The following is a 21,431-nucleotide window of genomic DNA, read 5'->3' as shown; positions in this document are numbered from 1 at the left end:
ACCGTTCCGCATTCCGCGGCCCGTTCCTCCGGGGCACTCGCTCTACTTTACCCGCCGTTTCCGCCGTGTCAAATCCGCGTTTCGCAACCGAATTCAACAGAACTGAAACCGCACAGGCACCCAGGAAGAGTACACGATCTCTCGTGTCGCTCGATCTTGGGGGTTTGGCAGGACGGCCGCTAGCGAATCTCTCCGCTTGCCTCGCCCGTTTCCCTGCCGGCTCGGAGAACATTACCCGGTCCCCCTGCGCAACGCCAAATCGCCCCCCGCACCCGATCGCACCACCGTGACCACTGGTGCCGCCGGGCCAAAAGAGGTCAATGACCTTGCGAAGTCACACCGATACGGAATGAACATCTTTCTCATCCGAATCGTCGTTCCCACCGCTCACAGCCCGGCCGTAGCCGAGCCAGGTAATGGCTCCGCCATAACCGGCCTGAGCGACGGCTGGCGAACCTGACCGCCACCCAGGACCGCCGGGAGGCCACCCGCCCTCGGCTGCGGCCAGCAAACTTGACCGGCAGCGGCGACGGCCGGCAAACGTGGCAGGCAGGCGACGACGGCCGGCAAACGTGGCAGGCAGACGACGGCGGCCAGTCGACCTGACCGGCGACGATGGCCAGCGGACGTGGCCTACGGCAGCGGCGGCGGCGAACATGGCCGGCGGTGACGGTCAGCAGGCCAGCCCCAGCACCGATCGGCGACGTGACCAGCCGCAGCGACGGCCGACGAGCCTTGGACCGGAACGAGCGTCGGCGAGCCTGAGCGGACGCACGATGCGCCTGCCCAGGCATACCAATGTCGCCCTGGCGGTGCGGGGGCATCGCGCTCCCTTGCCCAGTGGGCGGCCGACATCCGTACAACTCAAGTCGCGACAAGGTCACCGGGCACCGGAAGGCCGCGCTTCGGCCGCAACCCCCAGCCCACCTCGCGGCGAGAGACGAGAGACGAGAGGGAACGAGGGCGGAGCGAGGGCGGAGCGAGGAAGGGAGGGAAGGCGAGAAGGAGGCAGGACGAGAGGGAGGGAGTGCGGTGCAAGGGAGGAAGGAAAGGCGGGGCGGAGGCAACCGGAGCGACGGCAGGCGGGAAAGAGAAGGAGGGAGTGCGGTGCAAGGGGGGGAGGACGGGGGAGGGAGAACGGAGCAGGGAAGGAAGGCGAGGGCAAAGGAAGAAGGGGAGCGGAGGAAGGAAGGACGAACGCGGGAAGGGAGGACAGGGGGAGGCGAGGCAGGGAGTAACGCCGGGGGGAGGTAGGCGCCGGCGGGAGAGAACGCGACTCCAGGAGGCAGTGCACGAGGGAGAAGGGAGCGCCGGATGGCTGAGCGGAGGCGGCTAGAGGCGTACGAAAGCGAAAGCCGCCCAGATGTGCTTCATCCTGGGTGTGCGGTACCAGCCGAGGTCGGTGGCGAAGGTTTTGGCGAGGCGCAGGCCGAGGCCGCCGAGGCCGACCGGGCGTTCCAGGTCGAAGAGGGGTTCGCCGGTGAGGTCGTGGTCGGCGACGTCGAGGATCACCCGGCCGGGTTCCTGGAGGAGCCGGACCAGGGCGGGCGGGCGTCCGTGCCGGAGGGCGTTGGTGGCGAGTTCGGTGGCGACGACCGCGATCCGCTCCTGGCCGTCGTCGCCGAGTGGCACGCCGGTCAGGCCGGAACGCAGGCCGGAGCGGAGGTGGCGCAACTCGCCGACGTTGTCGAGGTCCCAGCGGCGCAGCTCGATCGCCGCCGGGTGCGGAACCGAGGCTGGCGGCGACGTCATCCGCCCATCTTGCCCACTCCCGAGGGAAAAGCGGAGACCCGGAAGGTCGGTTGAGCTGGCTCTCCGGACACCTGATGGCTGAAGATTCTGCGGCCTTCGCCCAGCTAGTGCCGCTTTTGTCCCGTTAACGTACTCATACTTTCGGCTAGTCTTCTCTAGGACTGTCGTATAGAGTCTGCGTAACCGAACGGCCTAGCGTGCCTGGACGGCATCTTCGTATGCCGTCCTACAGATATGGACGCCTGACCGACCGGGCCCCACCAGGGGCCGGCTCTCCGGGAAGGTGTCAGGGAGGACCACGACATGACCGTCACCGAAACCACTACCGCGGTGCCGCAGAAGACGATCGCCAGCGCCGAGACCTCGGCGGACAGTGCGGCCGAGCTGCTCTCCGCGATGGCGGCGATGCCCGCCGGTCACCCGTCGCGTGCGGCGCTGAGGGACCGGGCGATCGAGGCCTGGCTGCCTCTCGCCCGCCACCTCGCCCACCGCTACTCCGGCCGGGGCGAGCCCACCGACGACCTCGTCCAGACCGCCAATGTCGGCCTGATCAAGGCGATCGACAAGTTCGACCCGGAGCGCGGCGTCGACTTCGCCGGCTATGCGATCCCGACCATCATCGGCGAGATCAAGCGGCACTTCCGCGACCGCACCTGGTCGGTCCGGGTGCCCCGCCGCCTGCAGGAGCTGCGCCTGGCCATCACCGAGGCCAACGCGACACTCACCCACTCCCTCGGGCGTTCGCCCCAGGTCGCCGACATCGCCGTCCACCTCGGGATCACCGAGGAAGAGGTCCTCGAAGGCCTGGAAGGCGCCCGCGCCTACAACGCGACCTCCCTGTCCACCCCGATCAGCGCCGACGGCACCACCGAACTCGGCGACACCCTCGGCGGCGAGGACCACGAATACGAGATCGCCGAGACCCGCGTCGCCCTCGGCCCGGCCCTGGCCACCCTCGACGAGCGCGAGCAGAAGATCCTGACGCTGCGCTTCTACGGCAACCTCACCCAGAGCCAGATCGCCGACCAGATCGGCATCTCCCAGATGCACGTCTCCCGCCTCCTCACCAAGGCGCTGACCAAGCTGCGCGGCCAGCTCGCTCCCGACGCTCTCTGATCAGACCTCAGCAATCGGCGCCGTCCCCGGAAGGGGCGGCGCCGATTGTCGTCAGGGCGAAAGGTCTGATCATCGGGCCGCACAGGTCCGTGTGCCGGTCGCTCGTACCTCCGGCTACCGTGTAGCGGATGCCACCTACTGCCGACCTTCCCGGGTTCCTCGACACCGTGGCCCCGATCCTGGACCGCTGGGGCTATCTGGCGATCGGCGGCATCATCGTGGTGGAGAGCTTCGGCGTGCCCGCCCCCGGTCAGACGATCATGGCGGCGGCCTCGATCTACGCCGGCGCCGGCCGGATGAACATCTGGATCGTCGCGCTGATCTGCTTCGTCACCGCCGTCGTCGGCGACAACATCGGCTACTGGATCGGCCTCCGCGGCGGCCGGAAGATCGTGAACCGGTGGGGGAAGTACATCCTGGTCACCCCGGCCCGGCTGGCGAAGGCGGAGGAGTTCTTCGCCCGGCGTGGCAACCGGATCATCGTGGTGGCCCGGTTCATCGACGGCCTACGGCAGCTCAACGGCGTGATCGCCGGGATCACCCGGATGCCGTGGAAGACGTTCCTGCTCTACAACGCGATCGGCGCGGCGCTCTGGGTCGGTTTCTGGTGCACGCTCGCCTACCATCTCGGCGCCAACCTCGGGCCGATCATGGGTCACATCCACAAGTACCAGTGGCCGGTCATCGGTGGTCTCGTGCTCGCGGTGACGACCTACGTGATCCTGCACGTGCGCCACATCCGGCGGCGCCGGGCCCGAACCGCGGCCACCGCCGAGGAGAGCCAGGCCTGACAGAGCCGCAGGCTAGAAACGGGCGAACCGTGGGCGCACCTGTCCCCCGATGGTGGTGAAGTCGCCGCCCGCGTCGAGGGAACCGGTGAGGCGATCGGTTGCCAGGACGCGTACTCCGATCACGCCGTTGGCCTGGGGGTTCCAGTCGGTGAGGCGGCCGTCCCCGGTGACGGCGGCGAGTTTGACGCGGGGCACGGAACCGTCCAGGCAGGCGCCCTGCGGGCCGTTGCGGGAGGTCAGGCAGACCCGGTCGAAGTGGCCGCCGATGTACGCGACCCCACCGACCGTGGTGATCGCTGTGGTGTCACCGTCGAAGACGCGTTGCCAGCGGGTACGGCCGTCGAAGGTGTAGGCGATGGCCCGGCCGCCCTGGCCGCCGGTGGCCGCGTAGACCCCGGCGCCGTCGACGGCGATCGCGTTGACCTCGGCGGTGACCTTGGGGCGGAAGTAGCGGTCCAGCACGCCGGTGGCCGCGTGGACGGCGGCGAGGCGTACCGCGAGCCGGTCCGCGTTGACGGCCTTGAAGGCGCCGCCGAGCAGGACGTCCTCGCCGGCGAGGGCGAGGGTGTGCACCCGGTCGTCGGCGGCGGCCTGCCAGCCGGTGTCGAGCGCGCCGGTGGCCAGGGAGAACGCGGCGACGTTGGCGACCGGACGGCCGCTGACGGCGGTGAGGCTGCCGCCGAGGTAGAGGCGGCCGTTACCGGCGGCCAGGGCGTACGGGGTACCGGCGATGCCGTGCTGGAACGAGGCGACCATGCCGGTGAGCGGGCTGATCCGGGCGAGCGCGTCGCGTCTCTGGCCGGCGATCCGGTGGAAGTCGCCGGCCGCGTAGATCGCCCCGGGCACGGCGGCCAGGGCCCGGACCGTCCCGTCGGCGGGTGGCGCCCAGTTCAGCAGTTCGCCGGTGCGCCCGTCGAAGGCTGCCAGCCGTTCCCGTGGGTGGGTGCGCCCGCCCCAGCCGACCTTGGTGAACGCCCCGCCGACGTAGACGGTGCTGCCGAGGTAGGCGACCGCGTAGACGGTTCCGTTGAAGGTGGGCGCGGTCCGGGCGGTGGGTTCGACAGCCCGGGCGGGAGCGGCAACCGTCAGAACGAACAGGAGGACAAGGGATAGCAGGCGCACATGTGGTCAACTCTCCCCGATGAGCGAAAGTCGCGCGGGGCTTCGCAATCCGAGCATGACCAGCCAGTCGGTGAGCTGCCGGTGTACCGCGTCCGGGCCGTTCAGGTCGTAGGTGACCGGCCACGACGCCGGGTGGACCAGCATCGCGTCGGTCTGCCAGCCGCCGAGGCCGCCGTGCGAGCCGACCAGTTCCTCGAACGCGGCCACCTCCTGCGTCTCCGGGTCCACCGAGCTGATCACCACGAGGTCGCCGACGTGCGCGGCGCTCTGGTGGCGCAGCAGGTCGGCGCAGGCGTGCGGACCGTACGGCAGCAGCGGATCGAGGCCGACGACAGTGCCGTCCCGGAGCCGGTGGGAGCCGCCGGGCCCGTACGCCATCGGTCCTTCCACCCCCTGCACCACCACGATCCCGATGCCCGGGTGGGTGGCCAGCCCGCTGATCAGCCGCGGGTGGGCGTGCTCGATGGCGCGCTGGTCGGCCCGGTGCGGGAGCCCGGTCAGGTAGAGCAGCGACAGGTTGCCCGAGGACACCACCAGCACGTCGTCCGCCAGCCGGGCGACCACCTCGTCCAGGGTCTCGCCGTACCGCTGGCGGAACGTGGCGCCCTGGCTCTGCCCGTGGTCGGAGAGCACCACCAGGTGGTAGTCGCGGGCCGCTTCCGGGGCCAGCCGGTCGAGCACGCCGAGCATCCGGTCCAGGCTCTCCAGCTGGCGCATCGACTCCGGCCGGGCCGGGCCGGCGTGGTGCGCGACCTCGTCGTAGTCGACCAGGTCGCAGTAGACGACCGGCACGCCGCGGGCCATCTGCTCGGCGACCAGCGAGATGTTGACGTCGCGCAGCAGCATCGAGGCGGGGCGCAGGGCCAGGAACGCGCCGGAGCGGCTGACCCGGGGCTGCAGGTTGCGGCGGCGCTGGACCCGGGCCTGGTGCAGCTCGGTGAAGACCTCGGCGACGCCGAGCACCAGGGCGCGGGTGAAGCCGTAGGGCGAGGCCATGAACGCGGCCCAGCCCTTGGCGGTACGGCCGGGCAGCGCCGCGTGGCTGATCGTGAGCAGACTGGTCGCCGCGTCGCCGCTGAACGCGTTGCTGATGCTCACCCCGCCGTCGCGCAGCAGCCCGTGACCGTCGGTGAGCCGGGACTCGATGACGGCTGCGTCGCGGGGGCGGTTGGCGACCATCAGGCGGCCGGTTTCCTTCTCGTACCAGCGGAAACCGGGGATCTGCCGGGACGCGCCGTGCAGGATGCCGGCCTGCGAGGCAGGCGTGGTCGACGGCAGGCCGGTGTGCCAGCCGCGGGCGGTGTGACTGCCGCTGCGCAGCCAGTGGCCCAGGACCGGCAGGTTGCCGGCCCGGATCGCCCAGCGCAGCACCGGCTCGGCGACCCCGTCGAGCTGCACGATCAGCAGGCCCGGCTCGGTGCCCGGCGGCAACCTGCGGAACGGCAGCATCCGCCGGGCGGACCGGCGCCCGGATCTGCGGCGGACCCCGCGCATCAGGCGGCGGGCCTCGCGGACGAACGTGTCGTCGCTGCCGCTGTCCGCCATCCAGTCGATCAGGGCGGCGACGACCACCGCCAGGATCGCGGCGGTCACCAGGTTCGGCAGTCCGCTGATCCGGTTGCCCGGGTCGAACCGCAGCGCCACCACCATCACCACGACCTGCGCGACCACGCCGAGCAGCATGGCCGCCCAGCCGCCCAGCGCGGTGATGCCGATCAGCAGCAGCGGGCGGAGCACGGCGCCGACCACCGCGACCAGCACCACCAGGCCGAGCGTGTCGACGATGTCGGTGCCGGCGACGCCGGGCATCAGCCAGAGGGTGAGGGTCAGCACCACGAACGTGGTGAGCGCGCTGCGCAGCACGGCACGGGCCCGGGCGAGGATCATGGCCACGTCTCGACGATGACACACCCGGCCACGTGTACCCGAACGGGCGAACGAATGGTCATCCACGGCACTGGAGCGGATAGCTTCGAGCCGGTGCGCTTGCCGTGGGTGTTATCCGTCCTGGTCCTGCTTCTGTCCGGGTGTTCCGCGCCGCCGCCGCGGGAGAAACGGAAGCTCCTGGTGGTGGGTTATCTGACCGAGTGGGCGGCGTACGACCGGGGCTACCGGGACGTGGACGCGTCCAAGCTGACCCACGTCAACTACGCGTTCGGCAAGGTGGACGGCGGGAAGTGCGCGGTCACCGACGCGTGGGCGGCGCATCAGAAGGACTCGTCCGGAAATTTCGGGCATCTGCGTACGCTGAAAGCCCAGCACCCGAAGCTCAAGGTCCTCTGGTCGTTCGGCGGCTGGAACGGCTCCGCCGGATTCACCCAGGCCGCGCAGGACCCCGCCAGGTTCGCGTCGTCCTGCCGGAGACTGCTCGACGATCCACGATGGGCCGGGCTGTTCGACGGCATCGACATCGACTGGGAGTATCCGAACGCCTGCGGCAAGGTCTGCGACGAAAGCGGCCCCGACGCGCTGACCGGGCTGCTCACGGCGCTGCGGGCCGAACTCGGGCCGGCTCGGCTGGTCACCGCGGCGATCCCGGCGGACCTCGGCAAACTCGCGGCGGCGGACTACGCGGGGGCGGCGCGGCACGCGGACTGGCTGGCGGCGATGACGTACGACTACTTCGGGACGGCGGGCCCGGCGGAGGCTCCGCATTCGGCGCTCACCCCGTACCCCGGAATCCCGAGGGAGACCGCAACCGCTCAGGCGACCGTGACCGCCCTGCTCGACCTGGGTGTGCCGGCCGCGAAGCTGCTGCTCGGAGTGGGTTTCTACGGGCGCGGCTGGACCGGGGCCGAGCACGGCATGGAGGACTACCGGGTGCTCGCCGAGCGCTGCCCGCCGACCGGGACGATCGGCGGGACGGCGTACGCGCAATGCGGCGCGCAGTGGTGGTCCTACGACACCCCGGCGACCATCGCGGGGAAGGTGACGTTCGCCCGGGACCGCGGTCTGGCCGGGGTGTTCGCCTGGGAACTGTCCGGGGACAGCCCGGACGCGGCGCTGCTGACGGCCCTCAGCGGCTGATCCGTACCCACACGTTGTCGAGCACCCCGTTGAACTGGTCGTTGTCGCGGTAGGCGCCCTTCGCCCCGATGCTCAGCGGCAGCCCGTTGGCGATCGACAGGCCGGCCGGCACGGTGGTCCGCCCGCGGGCCACGTCGTCGACGTAGACCTCGAGCAGCGTCCCGGTCCGCTGGCAGCGCAGCCGGTGCCAGCGGCCGTCGGCGGCGGTCACCGAGCTGCGGGCGACCCGGATGGTGGGGCGGCGTACGCCCACGAGCACGCAGCTGGGATGCCCGGCGGCCCCGTCGATCTGAAGTTTGTACTGGCTACCGGTGGTGGAGTAGCCCTTCTGCACCACGTTCTGGCCCTGGCTGGTCTGGCCCGGGGCGAGCAGCACGTCGGCGCCGAACGCCAGGTCACGGGTGCCCGGGTTGAGGTCGGCGGAGTCGCCGCTCTGCAGCACCACGTGCGGGCAGACCCGCTGGGTGCACTTGGCCGGGAAGGCGATCGCGGTGCCCGGACCGTGCGCGACCGGCCGGACCTGGCCGCCCTGCACCGCGATGACGCGCAGCGTGTGCCCGTTGCCCGACTCGTCGACGATGCTGCTGGACCGCCCGTTGAATCCGTAGTGCGCGGTCATCTCGGTGACCGGCACCGGGTCGCTCGCGTGCACCGGGGCGGCGCCCATCAGAACGCTTATTTGCATCAGAGCCGACAAACACCATCGCATGACCGAATTATTACTTGTGCGGTATTGTGTCGTGCTGACGGCTCAGGGGCGGTACTCCTCCGGCCGTACCGGCTTGCCGTCCCCCTTGCGCGCGAACAGCTTCCAGCCACGCTTCTTCTTCTCCGTCACAGCGGCCACCGCCGTACCGTTCAGCACGTCCAGCCGATGCTGGGCGACCGGATTCTCCGGCTCCAGCCGCAACGACGTCATCAGCGCCTGCCGGGCCTGATCCACGTGCCCCAGCGCGGCCAGCGCCACCCCGTGCGTGAAGTAGTAGTGTGCCTCGTTCGGATCCAGCCCCACCGCCGTCCGCGCGGCCTGCTCGGCGTCCCCCAGCTGCCGGTCCGCGGCCAGCAGCGCCCACGCCACCCGGTCGTGCCACAGCGGATTCTTCGGCTCCACCACGACCGCCCGGTACGCCATGGTCATCGCCTCCTCGTGCCGCCCCAGCAGAGTCAGCGCCCGGCTCGCGATGGCCAGCGGCCGCGGATCCTCCGGCGCCAGATCGACCGCCCGGTTCGCCGCCTCCAACGCCGGCTCGACCTGATCCAGCGCCAACCGAATCCGCGCCATCAGAATCCACCCGGGCGCCGACTCCGGCCGGTTCACCAGCACCGGCGCGAGCAGCTCGGCGGCCTTCTCCGGCTGCAGGTGCTCGAACAGGGCGGCGGCACGTGCCACCCCGAGATCGTTCGGATCCGCGAAGGCCACCGCGGAGGCTTCGGTCTCGCTCAGTGCCGTCATCGGCCCGCTCCGGAAACACCGTTGGGGATCACGAAGCCCCCATCGGCAGACAACCCCAAATTCTTAAGACCTTTCCTCGTACGGCTTATGCGAGGGTCACCGTCTTCTCCGGCTGGTTCTCTTGGCTGTCGCAACGCACCCGAGACAGCCAAGAGAACCAGCCCGTCATCCACAGGGCCTCCCGGCGGGCGGCGACGCCGATGACTCTTGGCGGATGCCGATCCGTGCCCGTGTTCCCGCCCCGCTCACCCATCGCACCTGGTGCGAGGCGGTCAGCCTGATCCTCCCGCCGGATGCCGCGATCGGCGGGCTCAGCGCGGCCCATCTGCTGGGCGTCGCGCTGGTACGCCACGACACGCCGGTGTCAGTGATCGCGCCCCGCACCGGATGGATGTTCCGGCACGAGCGGATTTCGGTGCATCACACCGTCATCGGCATGGGCGACGTCGGTTCCGTCGACGGGCTGCCGGTCAGCACCGCCGAACGCACCGCCTTCGATCTCGGGCGCCGGATGAGCCGGCTCGCGGACGGCCGGGCCGAGTCGCCGATGGAGAGCCGGCTGAGGCTCCTCCTGATCGACGGCGGTGTGCAGTCCGCCGGTTGGACCGTGCTACGCCTGACCGCCGACGACGTGCTGCTGCGCCCGGAGGAGACCGTCGCGCTGGTCGCCGCGGAACTGGCCCGGCGCCGTTGAGACCCGCGGCTGGTGCTGGTGGCTGTCTCAGCGGCGCTGAGACGGCCACCAGCACCAGCCGGGGGTCAGGAGGAGCGGGAGCGGCGGCGGGCGATGACTGCCAGGCAGGCCGCGGCGATCGCGGTAGCGGCGGCGGCCGCGGGAAGACGCCAGGCCGCCGGCAGGGTGTCGGTGGTCCAGGAGCCGACGGCAACGGCGGCGCAGACGCCGGCGATCAGGAGCAGTGAGTGGTTGGGCAGGACGCGGGCGGGGTCGCCGGGTTCGTCGAGCGGGGCGGTGAGCAGGCGTACCGCGAAACCGGCGAGGGTGGCGGTGCCGAGCAGCGCCGGCAGCCAGGCGGCAGGCGCGGCGAGCGAGACCAGCAGCAGGATCCCGGCGAGGCCGGCGGCCAGCACGGCGATCCGCTGGCGGCCGTGGGCGAGCAGATCCCGCAGGTAGGCGCGGAGCGCCGGGTCGAGACGGTTCAGGAAGTAGCCGGCGTAGGCGGCCGGGGCCAGCGCCGCCGCGGCCGCCAGCAGCCGGGCGGTGCCGGGCGACGTCTCGGCGAACCGCCAGCCCAGGTAGGCCAGCAGCACCAGGATGATCGACGTGTAGACCAGGAACTGCCGCAACGCCACGTCGAGCAGGAAGCGGCTGGCCTCCTGGCGCGGGTCGGCCCGCAGCGCGCCGGCCAGCCCGGACACCGCGCGGGCCAGCCGGCCCAGGGCGAACGGGCTGTGCCCGGCCACGTCGAGGACGGCCAGTTCGTGCCGGGCGACCGCGTTGTCCGGCTCCAGGGCGAGCGCGTCGCGGAGTGCCTGACCGGCCCGTTCCAGGAGGTTCAGCTGCTTCATCACCATGGCGTAGGTGATCCGGAAGTCGGCTTCCTGCGGGTCCAGCCGGATCGCCTCACGGGCGGCGTGCTCGGCCTCCACCGGATGTCTTCCGTCTTCCAGCAGGGCCCAGGCCAGGCGATTGTGCCGGTACGGGTTCTCCGGCTGACGTTCCGCCGCCGCCCTGGCCGTGGCGATCGCCTCGTCGTGCCGGCCCAGTTCGGTGTGCACCCGGCTGAGCGCGCCGAGCGCCTCCGGCCATTCCGGGGCGTGTTCGACGGCGCGCCGGGCCAGTTCGTCGGCGAGGTCCGGTTTCTTCAGGGCGAGCTGGGCGTGGGTCATCAGGACGAGCGCGGGAACGTGGTCGGGTTCGGCGGCGAGGATGGGGGCGAGGAGCCCGGCGGCCGCGGCGGGTTCGCCGCGGCCGAGCTGGATCCGGGCCAGGTCCAGGTTCTCCGTCATGCTCCCTCTTCGTCGGCGGGCACGGTGGCGTAGGCACGGACCTGCTGGGCGCCCCAGTTGTGTTCCCGGACCGGCGACGCGGTGAAGCGGGCGCCGATCGGCGGCAGTTCGCGCAGGTTGGTCAGGTTCCACACGACCGGGATGCCCGCCTCGGCCAGCACCCCGAAGACGGAGAGGTCCCATTCCGCGTCGACGCCGATCAGCGCGGCTCCCCCGGCCGCCAGGAACTCGGCGCCGTCAGGAGTCAGGCGGGGGCTTTCCGTCCGGTAGGACGCGGTTCCCCAGCGCCGGTCGCCGCCGGTGTGCAGCAGGACGGCCCGGCCGGTCACGGCCACGTCGGCGAACAGATCGGCGGTCATGCCGGGGTCCCCGCCGACCGAGCGCACCACCACCGCGGGCAGACCGGCGAAACGTTCCAGGGGGACCGCCGCCGCATCGAACGGGGTGGTCAACGTCGTGCCGCGCCGGCGGTCCAGCCCGTTCGTGGCGAGCTGGCTGAGGTCGACGTACCGGACCCGCTCGGCCGGCCGGTCGCCGGCCGGCGGGTGTGGTTCGGCGATGATCCGGATGTCGCTGACCTTGGCCCATTCGACCCGCTGCGGGGCGAGCGCGGCGGCCAGCAGGTCGGCGATCTCAACCTCGGTGACGTCGGCGTGCGGGATGAGCAACCGGAAGCCTCGCGCCCGCAGTTCGCCCCCGCCGTCGAGGGCTACTTCGGCGTCGAACTCGGCCCGGTACTCCAGCACGGCGGCTCCTCTATCGCAGTTCGATCACGCCTTCGGTGATCAACCAGATGCCGAAGATAGCGAAGAGTGCGGCGGCTCCGTACTTGATGACCTTTTCGGGTAGATGACGCCCGAGGTATCGACCGACCAGGATGGCGAGCGCGTCGGCGGCGACCATGCCGATGGTGGAGCCGATCCAGGTGCCGAACCAGCCGTGCTGGGTGGCCAGGGTGATGGTCGCCAGCATGGTCTTGTCGCCGAGTTCGGCCAGGAAGAACGCGCCGCCGACGGCCAGGATCGCCGAGCCGGTGGAGCGTTCGGCCTTGCCTTTCTCCTCGTCGGTGAGTTTGTCGCCGCGTAGGGTCCAGGCGCCGAAACCGAGGAAGGCGATACCGGCGATCAGGGAGATCCAGCCGGTCGGGATGGCGGCGCCGAGGCCGACGCCGATGCCGACGGAGATCAGGTGCACGACGGCGGTGGCGACGGTGATGCCGATCAGCACCGGCAGGGTCTTGAAGCGGGTGGCGAACGTCATCGCCATCAGCTGGGATTTGTCGCCGAGTTCGGCGACGAAGATGACCGCGAAGCTGATGCCCAGCGCGGCGAGGAACTGTTCCACGAGAACTCCCGGTGACACTCGACCGGGCGTTCGGGCGCAGGGCGACCTCGACCCGGCCGCAATCGAATACAGCCTGGTCGAAGGTCTCGCTCGCCCCGGTTGCCCGAGGCCGCACGGCCGGACCCCGGAGATCCAGGATCAGTATGTCGACCGCGACATTGGGAGCTACTCCCCTTCGCGGGAACGAGCTTAGCCCAGCACCAGCGAAAAGGCCCGGTGGCATACGCCACCGGGCCCCTCGTGCGTTCGGTCAGTGGATGCCGCGCTGCAGCCGCAGCCTTTCGGCGAGCGGGTTCGCCTTCTTGCCGGCCGGCAGCGGGGTCGGCTTGGCGATCGGCTCGCACTGCTTGTCCGAGCGGTCCGCCTTGACCCGGCCGGGCAGCGCGCCGGTCAGCAGGTAGTCGGCGATGGTGTTGTCCACGCAGCCGTTGCCGAACAGCGAGCCGGCGTGGGTGGTGCCGTCGAGCCCTTCGAGCAGGACCGAGCGGGGGAAGCGGCGACGGGCCTCCAGGGCGCCGGAGTACGGCGTGGCCGCGTCCAGCGTCTCGCTGATCAGCAGGATCGGCGGGGCCTTGCTGCCGTCCACCTCGACCGGCCGGCCGGCGTCGGCGGCCCAGTGCCGGCAGGGCGCGTTGTACCAGGCGTTGCCCCAGGTCTCGAACGGCGCCTTCTTGTGCATCCGCCAGTTGTCCCGGGCCCATTTGCGCCAGTCGGCCGGCCACGGCGCGTCGGTGCACTGGACGGCCAGGTAGACGGCGTACCCGTTGTCGGAGCCCGCGCTCTGCGGGTGGTTCTCGTCGTAGAGGCGCTTGAGCCCGGTCGCGTCCTTGCGCTGCACCCAGGCGGCGAAGGCCCGCGCGGTCTCCTCCCAGCCGAAGATGTAGTAGCCGGGCTGCAGGAAGACGTCGGTCAGCTCGGCCGGGCCGATCTCGCCGGCCGGCTTCTTGGTCAGCGCGGCGAGCTGCCGGTAGTAGAGCTTCTCCACGGCGGCGGCGGTCCGGCCCAGGTGGTAGACCGCGTCGTACTTGGCGATCCAGGCGAAGTACACCTTGATCGTCTTGTCGAACGCGAGGTCCTGGTCGAGGTTGGCCCGGTACCACACGCGGCGCGGGTCGACCACGCCGTCCAGGACCATCCGGTGCACCCGCTCCGGGTGCCGGGTGGCGTAGACCTGCCCGAGGTAGGTGCCGTAGGAGAACCCGTAGAAGCTGATCTTCTCGGCGCCGAGCGCCTGGCGCAGGCTGTCGATGTCCCGGACGGTGTCCTCGGTGCGCATGTGGTCCAGCAGGGCGCCGCCGGACTTGGCGCAGGCGGCCGCGTACGCCGTGGTCCGCGCGTGCCACGCCTTCTCGGTCTCCCGGTTGACCGGGACGTACGCCGGCCGGTTGTACCCCGCGTACCTGCTGTCACAGGTGAGCTTGGGCCGGCTCGCGCCCACACCGCGCGGGTCGAAGCCGATCCAGTCGTACGCCGCCCCGCCCTGCTTCGGCACGAGCCGCCCGAGCGCCGCGAGGCCGCGCCCGGAGCCGCCCGGACCGCCCGGGTTGACCAGCATGACGCCCTGCCGGTCGGCGGCCGGAACGGTCGCCTTGACCCGCGCGACGGCGATCTCGATCTTGCGGCCCTGGGGCTTCGCGTAGTCGAGCGGGACGGAGAGATATCCGCATTCGGCGCCGTGCGATTTCAGGGTGCTGTCGGTGCAGGCGCTCCATGCGATCGGCGCCGGTCCGACGCGCACCGTCCCGGCCCTCGCCCCGGTGACCGTGGCGCCGACCGCGGCGAGCGCTACCGCGGCGGCGGCCGCCCAGATTCTTCTCATGCCCACATGCTGTGGGGCCGCTCGTCACCTATCACTCTTCCACGCCGGGTTACCCCCTCAAAAGGTGGTTTTTCCGACCATAGCTATCCACTCGGACGTGCCGCCCCGAATTCCGCACCAGCACCTGGTCTGATTTGCGACCATTGCGAACCATGGACGAGTTCTGGGTCCACCCGCGGCTGGGGACGGCAACTCGGGATGGCCAGCAGCCCCGGTTCTACCTGCGGGCGCTGCAGCACGCCGTGCACCGGCTCGACGCGGATCCACGCTGGCAGCAGTGGTGGCGCGGATCCGGCTGCCGCGGCTGCGAGCTCGGCATCGTCACCGAGGGCCGGCTCGACCACCTGCGGCCCAGTGCCGACATCCGCCGGGTCGACGACCAGTTGCGGGCCAACTTCACCTGCGCGCTGCCGCCGGCCGGCACCGGCCGCGACGAGCTGGCCCGGCTGGCGTCCACCGAGGTCCGGACCATGTTCGAGGTGATCCGGGAGGCGATGGCGCTGCCCGCGCTGCCGCCGACCCCGGCGCCGACCGCGCCGCCGGAGGACGCCGGCGAGGTCCCGGTGACGGCCAAGAGCCTGCCGTCGATCCCGCGCGAGCTGGAGCCGCAGGGCTATCTGACCCTCACCCAGGTCCAGGACTTCTTTGGGTGATCCGCTCCGGGCGGTGCGCGCCGGGGTCGCGCTGCCGCGGGATGGACGGGGCCGGCGGCTTCGGGCGGCGCACCACCAGGGCATGGCCCACTCCCAGCAGCACGCACCCGAAAAGACCGCCGGGGATCGCAGTGACCAGGGCGAATCCGGCCGGCATACCCAGTAGCGCGGGCAGGTCGCCGAACGCCAGGAACGCCACCGTTCCCAGGGACACCAGGGACAGGGCGGGCGCGAGGAACCGCCCCCAGAAGCCTTCCGGGCCGGGCACCCGGTTCAGGTGCAGCAGCGCGGCCAGCACCGCGAGCAGCGACATCACCAGCAGGCTCAGCGCGCCGCCGACGATCAGCCAGCGCGCGGTCCGCGGCCCGGGAACGGCGCCAGCCAGACAGGCGCCGGTCAGCGCCGCCCCCGCGATCAGCGACTGGGTCACCGAGGCGGCGCGCGGCGCGGCGGTCCGCTGCCGGACGGTCCCCAGTACTCCGGGCAGCGCCCGGTCCCGGCCGAGGGCGAACAGGTAGCGGGCGATCACCTGGTGCAGCGCCAGGATCCCGGCCAGCACCCCGGCGAGCAGCACGAACCGGCCGAGCGTGACGGCCCACGGTGCGAGCCGCCCGGCGGCCAGGTCGAACAACAGCTCGGCGCCGCGGGTCTCGGCGACCGTGGCGGCCCGGTCCGGCCCGGCGGCGACGATCATCGTCCACGAGAAGCCGCCCAGCAGCAGGGCGATCAGCAGCACCGCCCCGTACCCGCCGAAGACGGCGCTACGGCGTGGCTGGAAACCCTCCTCGGCGTACGCGGCGGTGGACTCGAACCCGGCGAAGGCCAGCACCGCGACCACCAGCAGCAGGCCGAGGGCGGACCGGTCGAGCACCGGCCAGCCGGCGACCAGGATGGAGTGCCCGGTCACCCGGCCGCCGAACGGCTGCAGCACCCCGGCCGCCCCGATCCCGGCGAGCACGGCCGCCTGGGCCACCGCGAGCAGCCCGAGCACCCCGGCGGCGACCTCGATCCGCATGGTTCCGCAGATCGCGACGACCGCCCAGCAGGCCGCCGCCACCGCCCACCACGGCGCGGCCAGCCCGAGGAAGCTGCTCAGCAGCGGGGCCGCGGCCAGGCCGGCCAGCGCGTAGAGACCGAACTGGATCGTCTGGTAGCCGGCGATCGCGAGCCAGGCGGCGGCCAGGCCGGCGGGACGGCCGAGGCCCAGCGTCACCTGCGCGTACGCGGCGCCGGCCCCGGGCAGCCGGCGGATCATCGCGGCCTGGCCGGCGCCGCAGAGCAGCAGGATCAGGCCGGCGGCGGCGCACGTCCAGGGCACCAGGGGGCCGGCGCCACCGGCGAGGGCGTCCGGGACCACGGTGACGAGGGTGACGATGGGAGCGGCCGCGGCCAGGCCGAGAAAGGCGATGGAGGCGGCGCCGACGCGACCCGACGCCAACATCTCCACGGATCCATTCAGTCGCAGCCGACCGACTTTGACAACCGTACGTATCGACAGGCTGACCGTTCGTGACCAGGTTGGCACGAACCCCGAACGGCTTGCGCGTTTCCCTCAACTGCGGGTCCCGGTAGCCGACTGCAACCATGTGCTCGCCACCCAGCAATTGACCGAGTTCCTCGCCGTGGTTGCCGACCGGCCGGACGAGGCCGCGGCCCAGCACGCCGCCGTCGAGTGCGCTCTCCGCGCGCTCGACGCCGATCTCGCGGTGCTCGCGGTCGACGGTGGCGTGGCCGCCGCCGTCGGGCTTCCCGACGACGAGATCCCGGCGTACGCACTGACCGCCGGCTACCTCGTCGGCCACCCCGCCACGCTCCGCACCGGCGGCGGCGTCGAGTACCTGCTCGCGGTCGCGCCGCTGGGCGGCTCCTCCTCCGGCATGCTGGTGATCGGCCGTACCTCTCGGGAATTCACCGACGAGGAGGTCTGCCTGCTCCGCGGCATGGCCCGGGTCCTGGAACTGAGCCTGCAGGCGCTGCAGCTGGTGGAGACGGAACGCCGGCTGCTCGACTCGATGCAGCGCCGGCAGCGGCTCTTCGACCACCTCAGCACTGTCCAGCGGTCGATCGCCCGGCGCGAGCCGCTGCGCCTGATCCTGGACCAGGTCACCGCCGGCGCGGGGGACCTGCTGGAGGTCGACATCGCCGGGCTCACCGTGCTGGAGAACGACGACCCGGGCCGGATGAGCCTGGTCGCGACGTTCGGCATCCCGCCCGAGGCGCTGGAGCGGATGCAGCGGATGCCGATCGCCGCCCTCGGTGTCGCCGGTCTGGCGATCATGGGTGACGAGCTGGTGGCCGTGGACGACTACGCCAGCTCGCCGATGGCGGTGCCGGAGCTGGCGCACGAGCACCGGATCAAGAGCGTGATGGCCGTACCGGTGCACGAGAACGGCGTGGTGGTCGGCGCCATGTTCGTCGGGTCGCACCGCGAGCCACGGGCCTGGGACGAGTCCTCCCGGGAGATGCTGCTGGCCTTCGCCGAGCACGCCAGCCTGGCCGTCACCGACGCGCGGGCGCTGCGCGAGATGAACGCGTCGTTCCACGACGCGCTGACCGGCCTGGCCAGCCGCGCGCTCTTCGTCACCCGGATGGAGCACGCGCTCGGCACGGCCCGCGCCGGGGGCGTCGCCACCCTGCTGATCGGCCTGGACCGGTTCAAGGTGATCAACGACGCGCTCGGCCACGCCTCGGGTGACCGGCTGCTGGCCGCGGTCGCCGACCGGCTGCGGGAGTGCCTGCGTACCGACGACACCGCGGCCCGGCTGGGCGGCGACGAGTTCGCCGTGCTGCTGCCGGAGGCCGGTTCGGCGGAGACCGCGGCGCCGGTGGCCCAGCGGATCGTGACCGCGATGCGCGAGCCGTTCGACCTGGACGGCAGGGAGACGTTCGTGACGTGCAGCATCGGTGTCGCCTTCGGCGAGGCCGGCCGGCACGACGCCCAGGAACTGCTGGTCCGCGCCGACCTGGCGATGTTCGAGGCCAAGAAGAAGGGCAAGGACCAGTTCGCGGTCTTCGAGCCGTCGATGCGCGAGTCCTTCCAGCGGCACCTGGAGATGGAGGCCGACCTGCGCCGGGCCGTGCTGCGGCACGAGTTCCAGCTGCGGTTCCAGCCGATCGTGCGGCTGGCCACCGGCGAGATCTCCGGCCTGGAGGCGCTGGTCCGGTGGCAGCATCCGGAGCGCGGGATGATCCCGCCGCTGGACTTCATCCCGCTGGCCGAGGAGACCGGGATGATCGTCCCGATCGGCGAGTGGGTGCTGCGCGAGGCGTGCCGGCAGGCCGCCCGGTGGAACGACCAGCGCGGCCCGGAGGCCCCGCTCACGGTGAGCGTGAACCTCTCCGCGGTGCAGCTGGAACGCCCCGACCTGCCGGACGTGGTCGGCTCGGCGCTGGCCGAGAGCGGCCTGCCGGCCCGCTGCCTGGTGATCGAGCTAACCGAGTCGCTGCTGGTCGATCACCGGCAGGAGACGCTGGACCGGCTGGGAGCGATCAAGGCTCTGGGGGTACGGCTGGCCATCGACGACTTCGGCACCGGTTACTCGTCGCTCGCCTACCTGCGGCGGTTCCCGGTCGACATCATCAAGATCGACAAGTCGTTCGTCGACGACATCGGCGACGTGCCGGCCGCCGCGTCGCTGACCCTCGGCATCATCCAGCTCGGCCAGGCGCTGCAGCTGTCCACGGTGGCCGAGGGGATCGAGGACGCGGGGCAGCTCAGCGAGCTCGCCGACGGCAACTGTGAGCTGGGTCAGGGCTACTACTTCGCCGAGCCGCTGACCACCGACGCGATGCAGGAGTTGCTGTTCCGCAAGAGCTAAGGTTGCGCGCATGACCGTTCAGCTCTCCGTCGTGGTGCCCGTCTACGGAGTCGAGCGATACCTCTACGAGTGCCTGGACTCGATCCGTGCCGGCCTGACCCCGGAGGAGAACGCGCGGGTCGAGGTCGTCGCCGTCGACGACGCGTCGCCCGACTCGTGCGGCGAGATGCTGGACGCCTATGCCGCCCGGCACGGCAACCTCCGGGTGCTCCACCTGACCGCGAACGTGGGTCTCGGCCTGGCGCGCAACGCGGGCCTGGCCGAGGCCACCGGCGAGTTCGTCTGGTTCGTCGACAGCGACGACGTGCTGCCCGAGGGGTCGACCCACGCCGTGCTGGAGCGGCTGCGGGAGACCACCGCCGACGTGCTGCTCATCGACCATCTCCGGGTGTTCGACGACGGCCGCACCGAGGTCGACGCCAGCTCGCCGGTGCTGGCCGGTCCGCACACCCTGGAGAATCTGCTCGGTCTGCAGCACACCGCGTGGAACCGGATCGTCCGCCGATCCCTGCTCGCCGAGAGCGGCCTGGAGTTCCCCCCGGGGTGGTATGAGGACGTGCCCTTCACCAAGCCGGTGCTGATCGCCGCGACGAGCATCGCGGTGCTGAACCGGGTCTGCTACCACTATCGGATCGGCCGGGCCGGGGCGATCACCGCGACCCGCAGCGAGCGGCATTTCGAGGCCTTCGAGCAATATGACCGGCTGCACGAGTGGCTCGCCGCCCGCGACGTGCCGGACTCGGTGCGACACCGGATGTTCACCTTGACGATGAACCATCTGATGGTCGTCGCCGGCAACGACACCCGGGTGCTGCCGGTGCACCGGCGGGCCTTCTTCCACCGCATCGTGCAGCTGTACCGGCGCCACCAACCGGCCGGTTACCAGGCGCCGGGCGGCGCGGCGGGCCTGAAGATCCGTCTCGTCGCGGCCGGCAACTACAGCATGTACGCGGCGCTGCGAGCCGGTTACCGGGTCGCCGGCCTGCGCCGCCGATCCATGCAACGGACACCTTCCGTTAACCCGGGAGTCGTGTCCACGTCGCAAACGGTCCAGACCACGTCCCTACCTTGACGACGTGCTTCGACCCGCCCGCGACACCGACCGTGACCTGGTACTTCCCTGGCGTAACCACCAGTCGGTGCGTGCCGTCAGCCTGACCACTCACGAAATTCACCCCTCCGAGCACGCCGCTTGGTGGGCCAAGAGAAGTGGCGACGTCCTGATCTACGAGGAGGACGGCGTCCCCGCCGGGGTGGTGATCTTCAACGGCAACACCTGGTCGTTCTACCTCGACGTCGAGGGGCTCGGCCAGCGTCTCCTGCCCGCGTGGATGCGGCTGGAGAAAGAGGCCGTCGAGTACGCGTTCGGCACCCTCGGCCTGGAGACCCTCGGCGGCGAGACGCTCGCCGAGAACAAGCAGGTTCTCGCGTTGCACCGGCGATTCGGGTTCCGCGAGACGCGCAGATATGAACGACTGATCGACGGAGTCCCGAAGACGGTCGTCTGGACGGAGAGAAGCAAATGAGCAGCAAGAAGCCGTACATCGTCGCGGAGATGTCGGGCAACCACAACGGTTCCCTGGAGCGCGCCCTGCAGCTGGTGGACGCCGCGGCCGACGCCGGCGCGGACGCCATCAAGATCCAGACGTACACCGCGGACACCATGACCGTGGACGTCAAGCACCCGCGCTTCCAGCTCTCCGCCGGTCACGACCTGTGGGGCGGCGAGTACCTCTACCAGCTCTTCGAGCGGGCGCACACCCCGTGGGACTGGCACAAGCCGATCTTCGAGCGCGCCCGCGAGCGGGGCATCACCCCGTTCTCCAGCCCGTTCGACCGGACCGCGGTCGACCTGCTGGAAAGCCTGGACGCCCCGATGTACAAGATCGCGTCCTCGGAGGTCACCGACCTGCCGCTGGTCCGCCTCGCCGCCTCCACCGGCAAGCCGATCATCATCTCCACCGGCATGGCCACGCTGCGCGAGATCACCGCCGCGGTCGAGGCCGCCCAGGGCGCCGGCGCGACCGACATCACCGTGCTCAGCTGCACCGCGTCGTACCCCGCACCGCCGGAGGCGACCAACCTGCGCCGCATCCCGGTGCTGGCCGAGGCGCTGCGCCTGCCGATCGGCCTGAGCGACCACACCATGGGCATCGGCGTGCCGATCGCCGCGGTCGCGCTCGGCGCCGTCCTGATCGAGAAGCACTTCACCCTGGACCGGGCCGACGGCGGCGTGGACTCGGCGTTCTCGCTCGACCAGAACGAGCTGAAGGCGCTGGTCGTCGAGTCGGAGCGGGCCTGGCAGGCGCTCGGCACCACCGAGATCGGGCCGAACGAGGCGGAGAAGGAGAGCCTGCGGTTCCGGCGCTCGCTCTACGTCGTCACCGACGTGAAGGCCGGCGACCCGGTCACCGCGGAGAACGTGCGCTCGATCCGCCCGACCGGTGGTCTCGAGCCGGACCAGATCGGGACAGTGCTGGGGCGTACCTTCAAGGAAGACGCGGCCAAGGGCACGCCGCTGACCTGGGACATCATCTGATCTGTGGATGACGAGGAGGCGGCGGGCTC

At 71.2% G+C, this 21,431-nt stretch carries 19 protein-coding genes; 9 read left to right on the top strand and 10 right to left on the bottom strand.

Annotation, left to right across the window (positions count from 1 at the left end):
* Positions 1–1,332: 1,332 nt before the first annotated feature.
* A complete protein-coding gene (locus ACZ3II_RS36235; RefSeq protein WP_465523914.1) occupies positions 1,333–1,752 on the bottom strand; it encodes an ATP-binding protein in 420 nt (139 codons plus the stop codon).
* Between the two features lie 303 nt (positions 1,753–2,055).
* Here ACZ3II_RS36235 and ACZ3II_RS36230 point away from each other — a divergent pair, with 303 nt between their 5' ends.
* A complete protein-coding gene (locus tag ACZ3II_RS36230; RefSeq protein ID WP_465523912.1) occupies positions 2,056–2,868 on the top strand; it encodes an RNA polymerase sigma factor SigF in 813 nt (270 codons plus the stop codon).
* Between the two features lie 128 nt (positions 2,869–2,996).
* Entirely contained in the window at positions 2,997–3,659 is a 663-nt protein-coding gene (locus ACZ3II_RS36225) for a DedA family protein (protein WP_465523910.1), read from the top strand.
* 12 nt (positions 3,660–3,671) lie between these two features.
* Here the strand turns inward: ACZ3II_RS36225 and ACZ3II_RS36220 are convergent, their stop codons facing one another.
* Complete coding sequence (locus ACZ3II_RS36220; protein WP_465523908.1) at positions 3,672–4,781, bottom strand: NHL repeat-containing protein; 1,110 nt, start codon at positions 4,779–4,781, stop codon at positions 3,672–3,674.
* 6 nt (positions 4,782–4,787) lie between these two features.
* Positions 4,788–6,668 (bottom strand): alkaline phosphatase family protein, encoded by a 1,881-nt coding sequence (locus tag ACZ3II_RS36215; RefSeq protein ID WP_465523951.1) that lies wholly within the window; start codon positions 6,666–6,668, stop codon positions 4,788–4,790.
* Between the two features lie 93 nt (positions 6,669–6,761).
* Between ACZ3II_RS36215 and ACZ3II_RS36210 the strand changes: the two genes are divergently transcribed.
* Positions 6,762–7,808: a glycoside hydrolase family 18 protein gene (locus ACZ3II_RS36210; protein WP_465523906.1), complete on the top strand. Its 1,047-nt coding sequence runs from the start codon at positions 6,762–6,764 to the stop codon at positions 7,806–7,808.
* Here ACZ3II_RS36210 and ACZ3II_RS36205 read toward each other — a convergent pair.
* On the bottom strand, positions 7,798–8,493 hold the full coding sequence (locus ACZ3II_RS36205) for a LamG-like jellyroll fold domain-containing protein (protein WP_465523904.1): 696 nt from the start codon (positions 8,491–8,493) through the stop codon (positions 7,798–7,800). The two genes, ACZ3II_RS36210 and ACZ3II_RS36205, sit on opposite strands and share 11 nt — an antisense overlap.
* A 66-nt stretch (positions 8,494–8,559) precedes the next feature.
* The gene (locus ACZ3II_RS36200; protein ID WP_465523902.1) at positions 8,560–9,261 is read right to left on the bottom strand and encodes a tetratricopeptide repeat protein; all 702 of its coding nucleotides are present in this window, start codon (positions 9,259–9,261) and stop codon (positions 8,560–8,562) included.
* A gap of 214 nt (positions 9,262–9,475) precedes the next feature.
* On the opposite strand from ACZ3II_RS36200, the gene ACZ3II_RS36195 reads away from it, so the two are divergent.
* Positions 9,476–9,955: a hypothetical protein gene (locus ACZ3II_RS36195; protein WP_465523900.1), complete on the top strand. Its 480-nt coding sequence runs from the start codon at positions 9,476–9,478 to the stop codon at positions 9,953–9,955.
* Positions 9,956–10,020: 65 nt separating this feature from the next.
* On the opposite strand, the gene ACZ3II_RS36190 is transcribed toward ACZ3II_RS36195, so the two are convergent.
* From ACZ3II_RS36190 to ACZ3II_RS36175, 4 genes are all read right to left on the bottom strand, one after another.
* Entirely contained in the window at positions 10,021–11,229 is a 1,209-nt protein-coding gene (locus ACZ3II_RS36190; RefSeq protein WP_465523898.1) for a tetratricopeptide repeat protein, read from the bottom strand.
* A complete protein-coding gene (locus ACZ3II_RS36185) occupies positions 11,226–11,975 on the bottom strand; it encodes a cyclase family protein (RefSeq protein ID WP_465523896.1) in 750 nt (249 codons plus the stop codon). The genes ACZ3II_RS36190 and ACZ3II_RS36185 overlap by 4 nt, the downstream gene beginning before the upstream one ends.
* A gap of 10 nt (positions 11,976–11,985) precedes the next feature.
* On the bottom strand, positions 11,986–12,573 hold the full coding sequence (locus ACZ3II_RS36180) for a TMEM165/GDT1 family protein (protein ID WP_465523894.1): 588 nt from the start codon (positions 12,571–12,573) through the stop codon (positions 11,986–11,988).
* Between the two features lie 250 nt (positions 12,574–12,823).
* On the bottom strand, positions 12,824–14,392 hold the full coding sequence (locus ACZ3II_RS36175; protein ID WP_465523892.1) for an alpha/beta hydrolase: 1,569 nt from the start codon (positions 14,390–14,392) through the stop codon (positions 12,824–12,826).
* A gap of 152 nt (positions 14,393–14,544) precedes the next feature.
* Here ACZ3II_RS36175 and ACZ3II_RS36170 point away from each other — a divergent pair, with 152 nt between their 5' ends.
* Positions 14,545–15,045: a hypothetical protein gene (locus ACZ3II_RS36170; RefSeq protein WP_465523890.1), complete on the top strand. Its 501-nt coding sequence runs from the start codon at positions 14,545–14,547 to the stop codon at positions 15,043–15,045.
* Here ACZ3II_RS36170 and ACZ3II_RS36165 read toward each other — a convergent pair.
* Positions 15,017–16,486, bottom strand: coding sequence for an APC family permease (locus tag ACZ3II_RS36165; RefSeq protein ID WP_465523949.1), 1,470 nt, complete (start codon positions 16,484–16,486; stop codon positions 15,017–15,019). The genes ACZ3II_RS36170 and ACZ3II_RS36165 overlap by 29 nt on opposite strands.
* Positions 16,487–16,631: 145 nt before the next feature.
* On the opposite strand from ACZ3II_RS36165, the gene ACZ3II_RS36160 reads away from it, so the two are divergent.
* From ACZ3II_RS36160 to pseI, 4 genes are read left to right on the top strand one after another with little or no spacing between them, the layout of a single operon-like run.
* A complete protein-coding gene (locus ACZ3II_RS36160) occupies positions 16,632–18,863 on the top strand; it encodes a putative bifunctional diguanylate cyclase/phosphodiesterase (protein ID WP_465523888.1) in 2,232 nt (743 codons plus the stop codon).
* A 10-nt stretch (positions 18,864–18,873) separates the two neighbouring features.
* Positions 18,874–19,935 (top strand): glycosyltransferase family 2 protein, encoded by a 1,062-nt coding sequence (locus tag ACZ3II_RS36155; protein ID WP_465523886.1) that lies wholly within the window; start codon positions 18,874–18,876, stop codon positions 19,933–19,935.
* Positions 19,936–19,939: 4 nt separating this feature from the next.
* Entirely contained in the window at positions 19,940–20,389 is a 450-nt protein-coding gene (locus ACZ3II_RS36150; protein ID WP_465523884.1) for a GNAT family N-acetyltransferase, read from the top strand.
* Complete coding sequence (gene pseI / locus ACZ3II_RS36145) at positions 20,386–21,402, top strand: pseudaminic acid synthase (RefSeq protein WP_465523882.1); 1,017 nt, start codon at positions 20,386–20,388, stop codon at positions 21,400–21,402. The genes ACZ3II_RS36150 and pseI overlap by 4 nt, the downstream gene beginning before the upstream one ends.
* Positions 21,403–21,431: the final 29 nt, after the last annotated feature.

Source organism: Actinoplanes sp. NPDC019969 (assembly GCF_055562375.1).
Note: the sequence above shows the minus strand (reverse complement) of the source record. Positions and strands in the feature narration are given on the sequence as shown.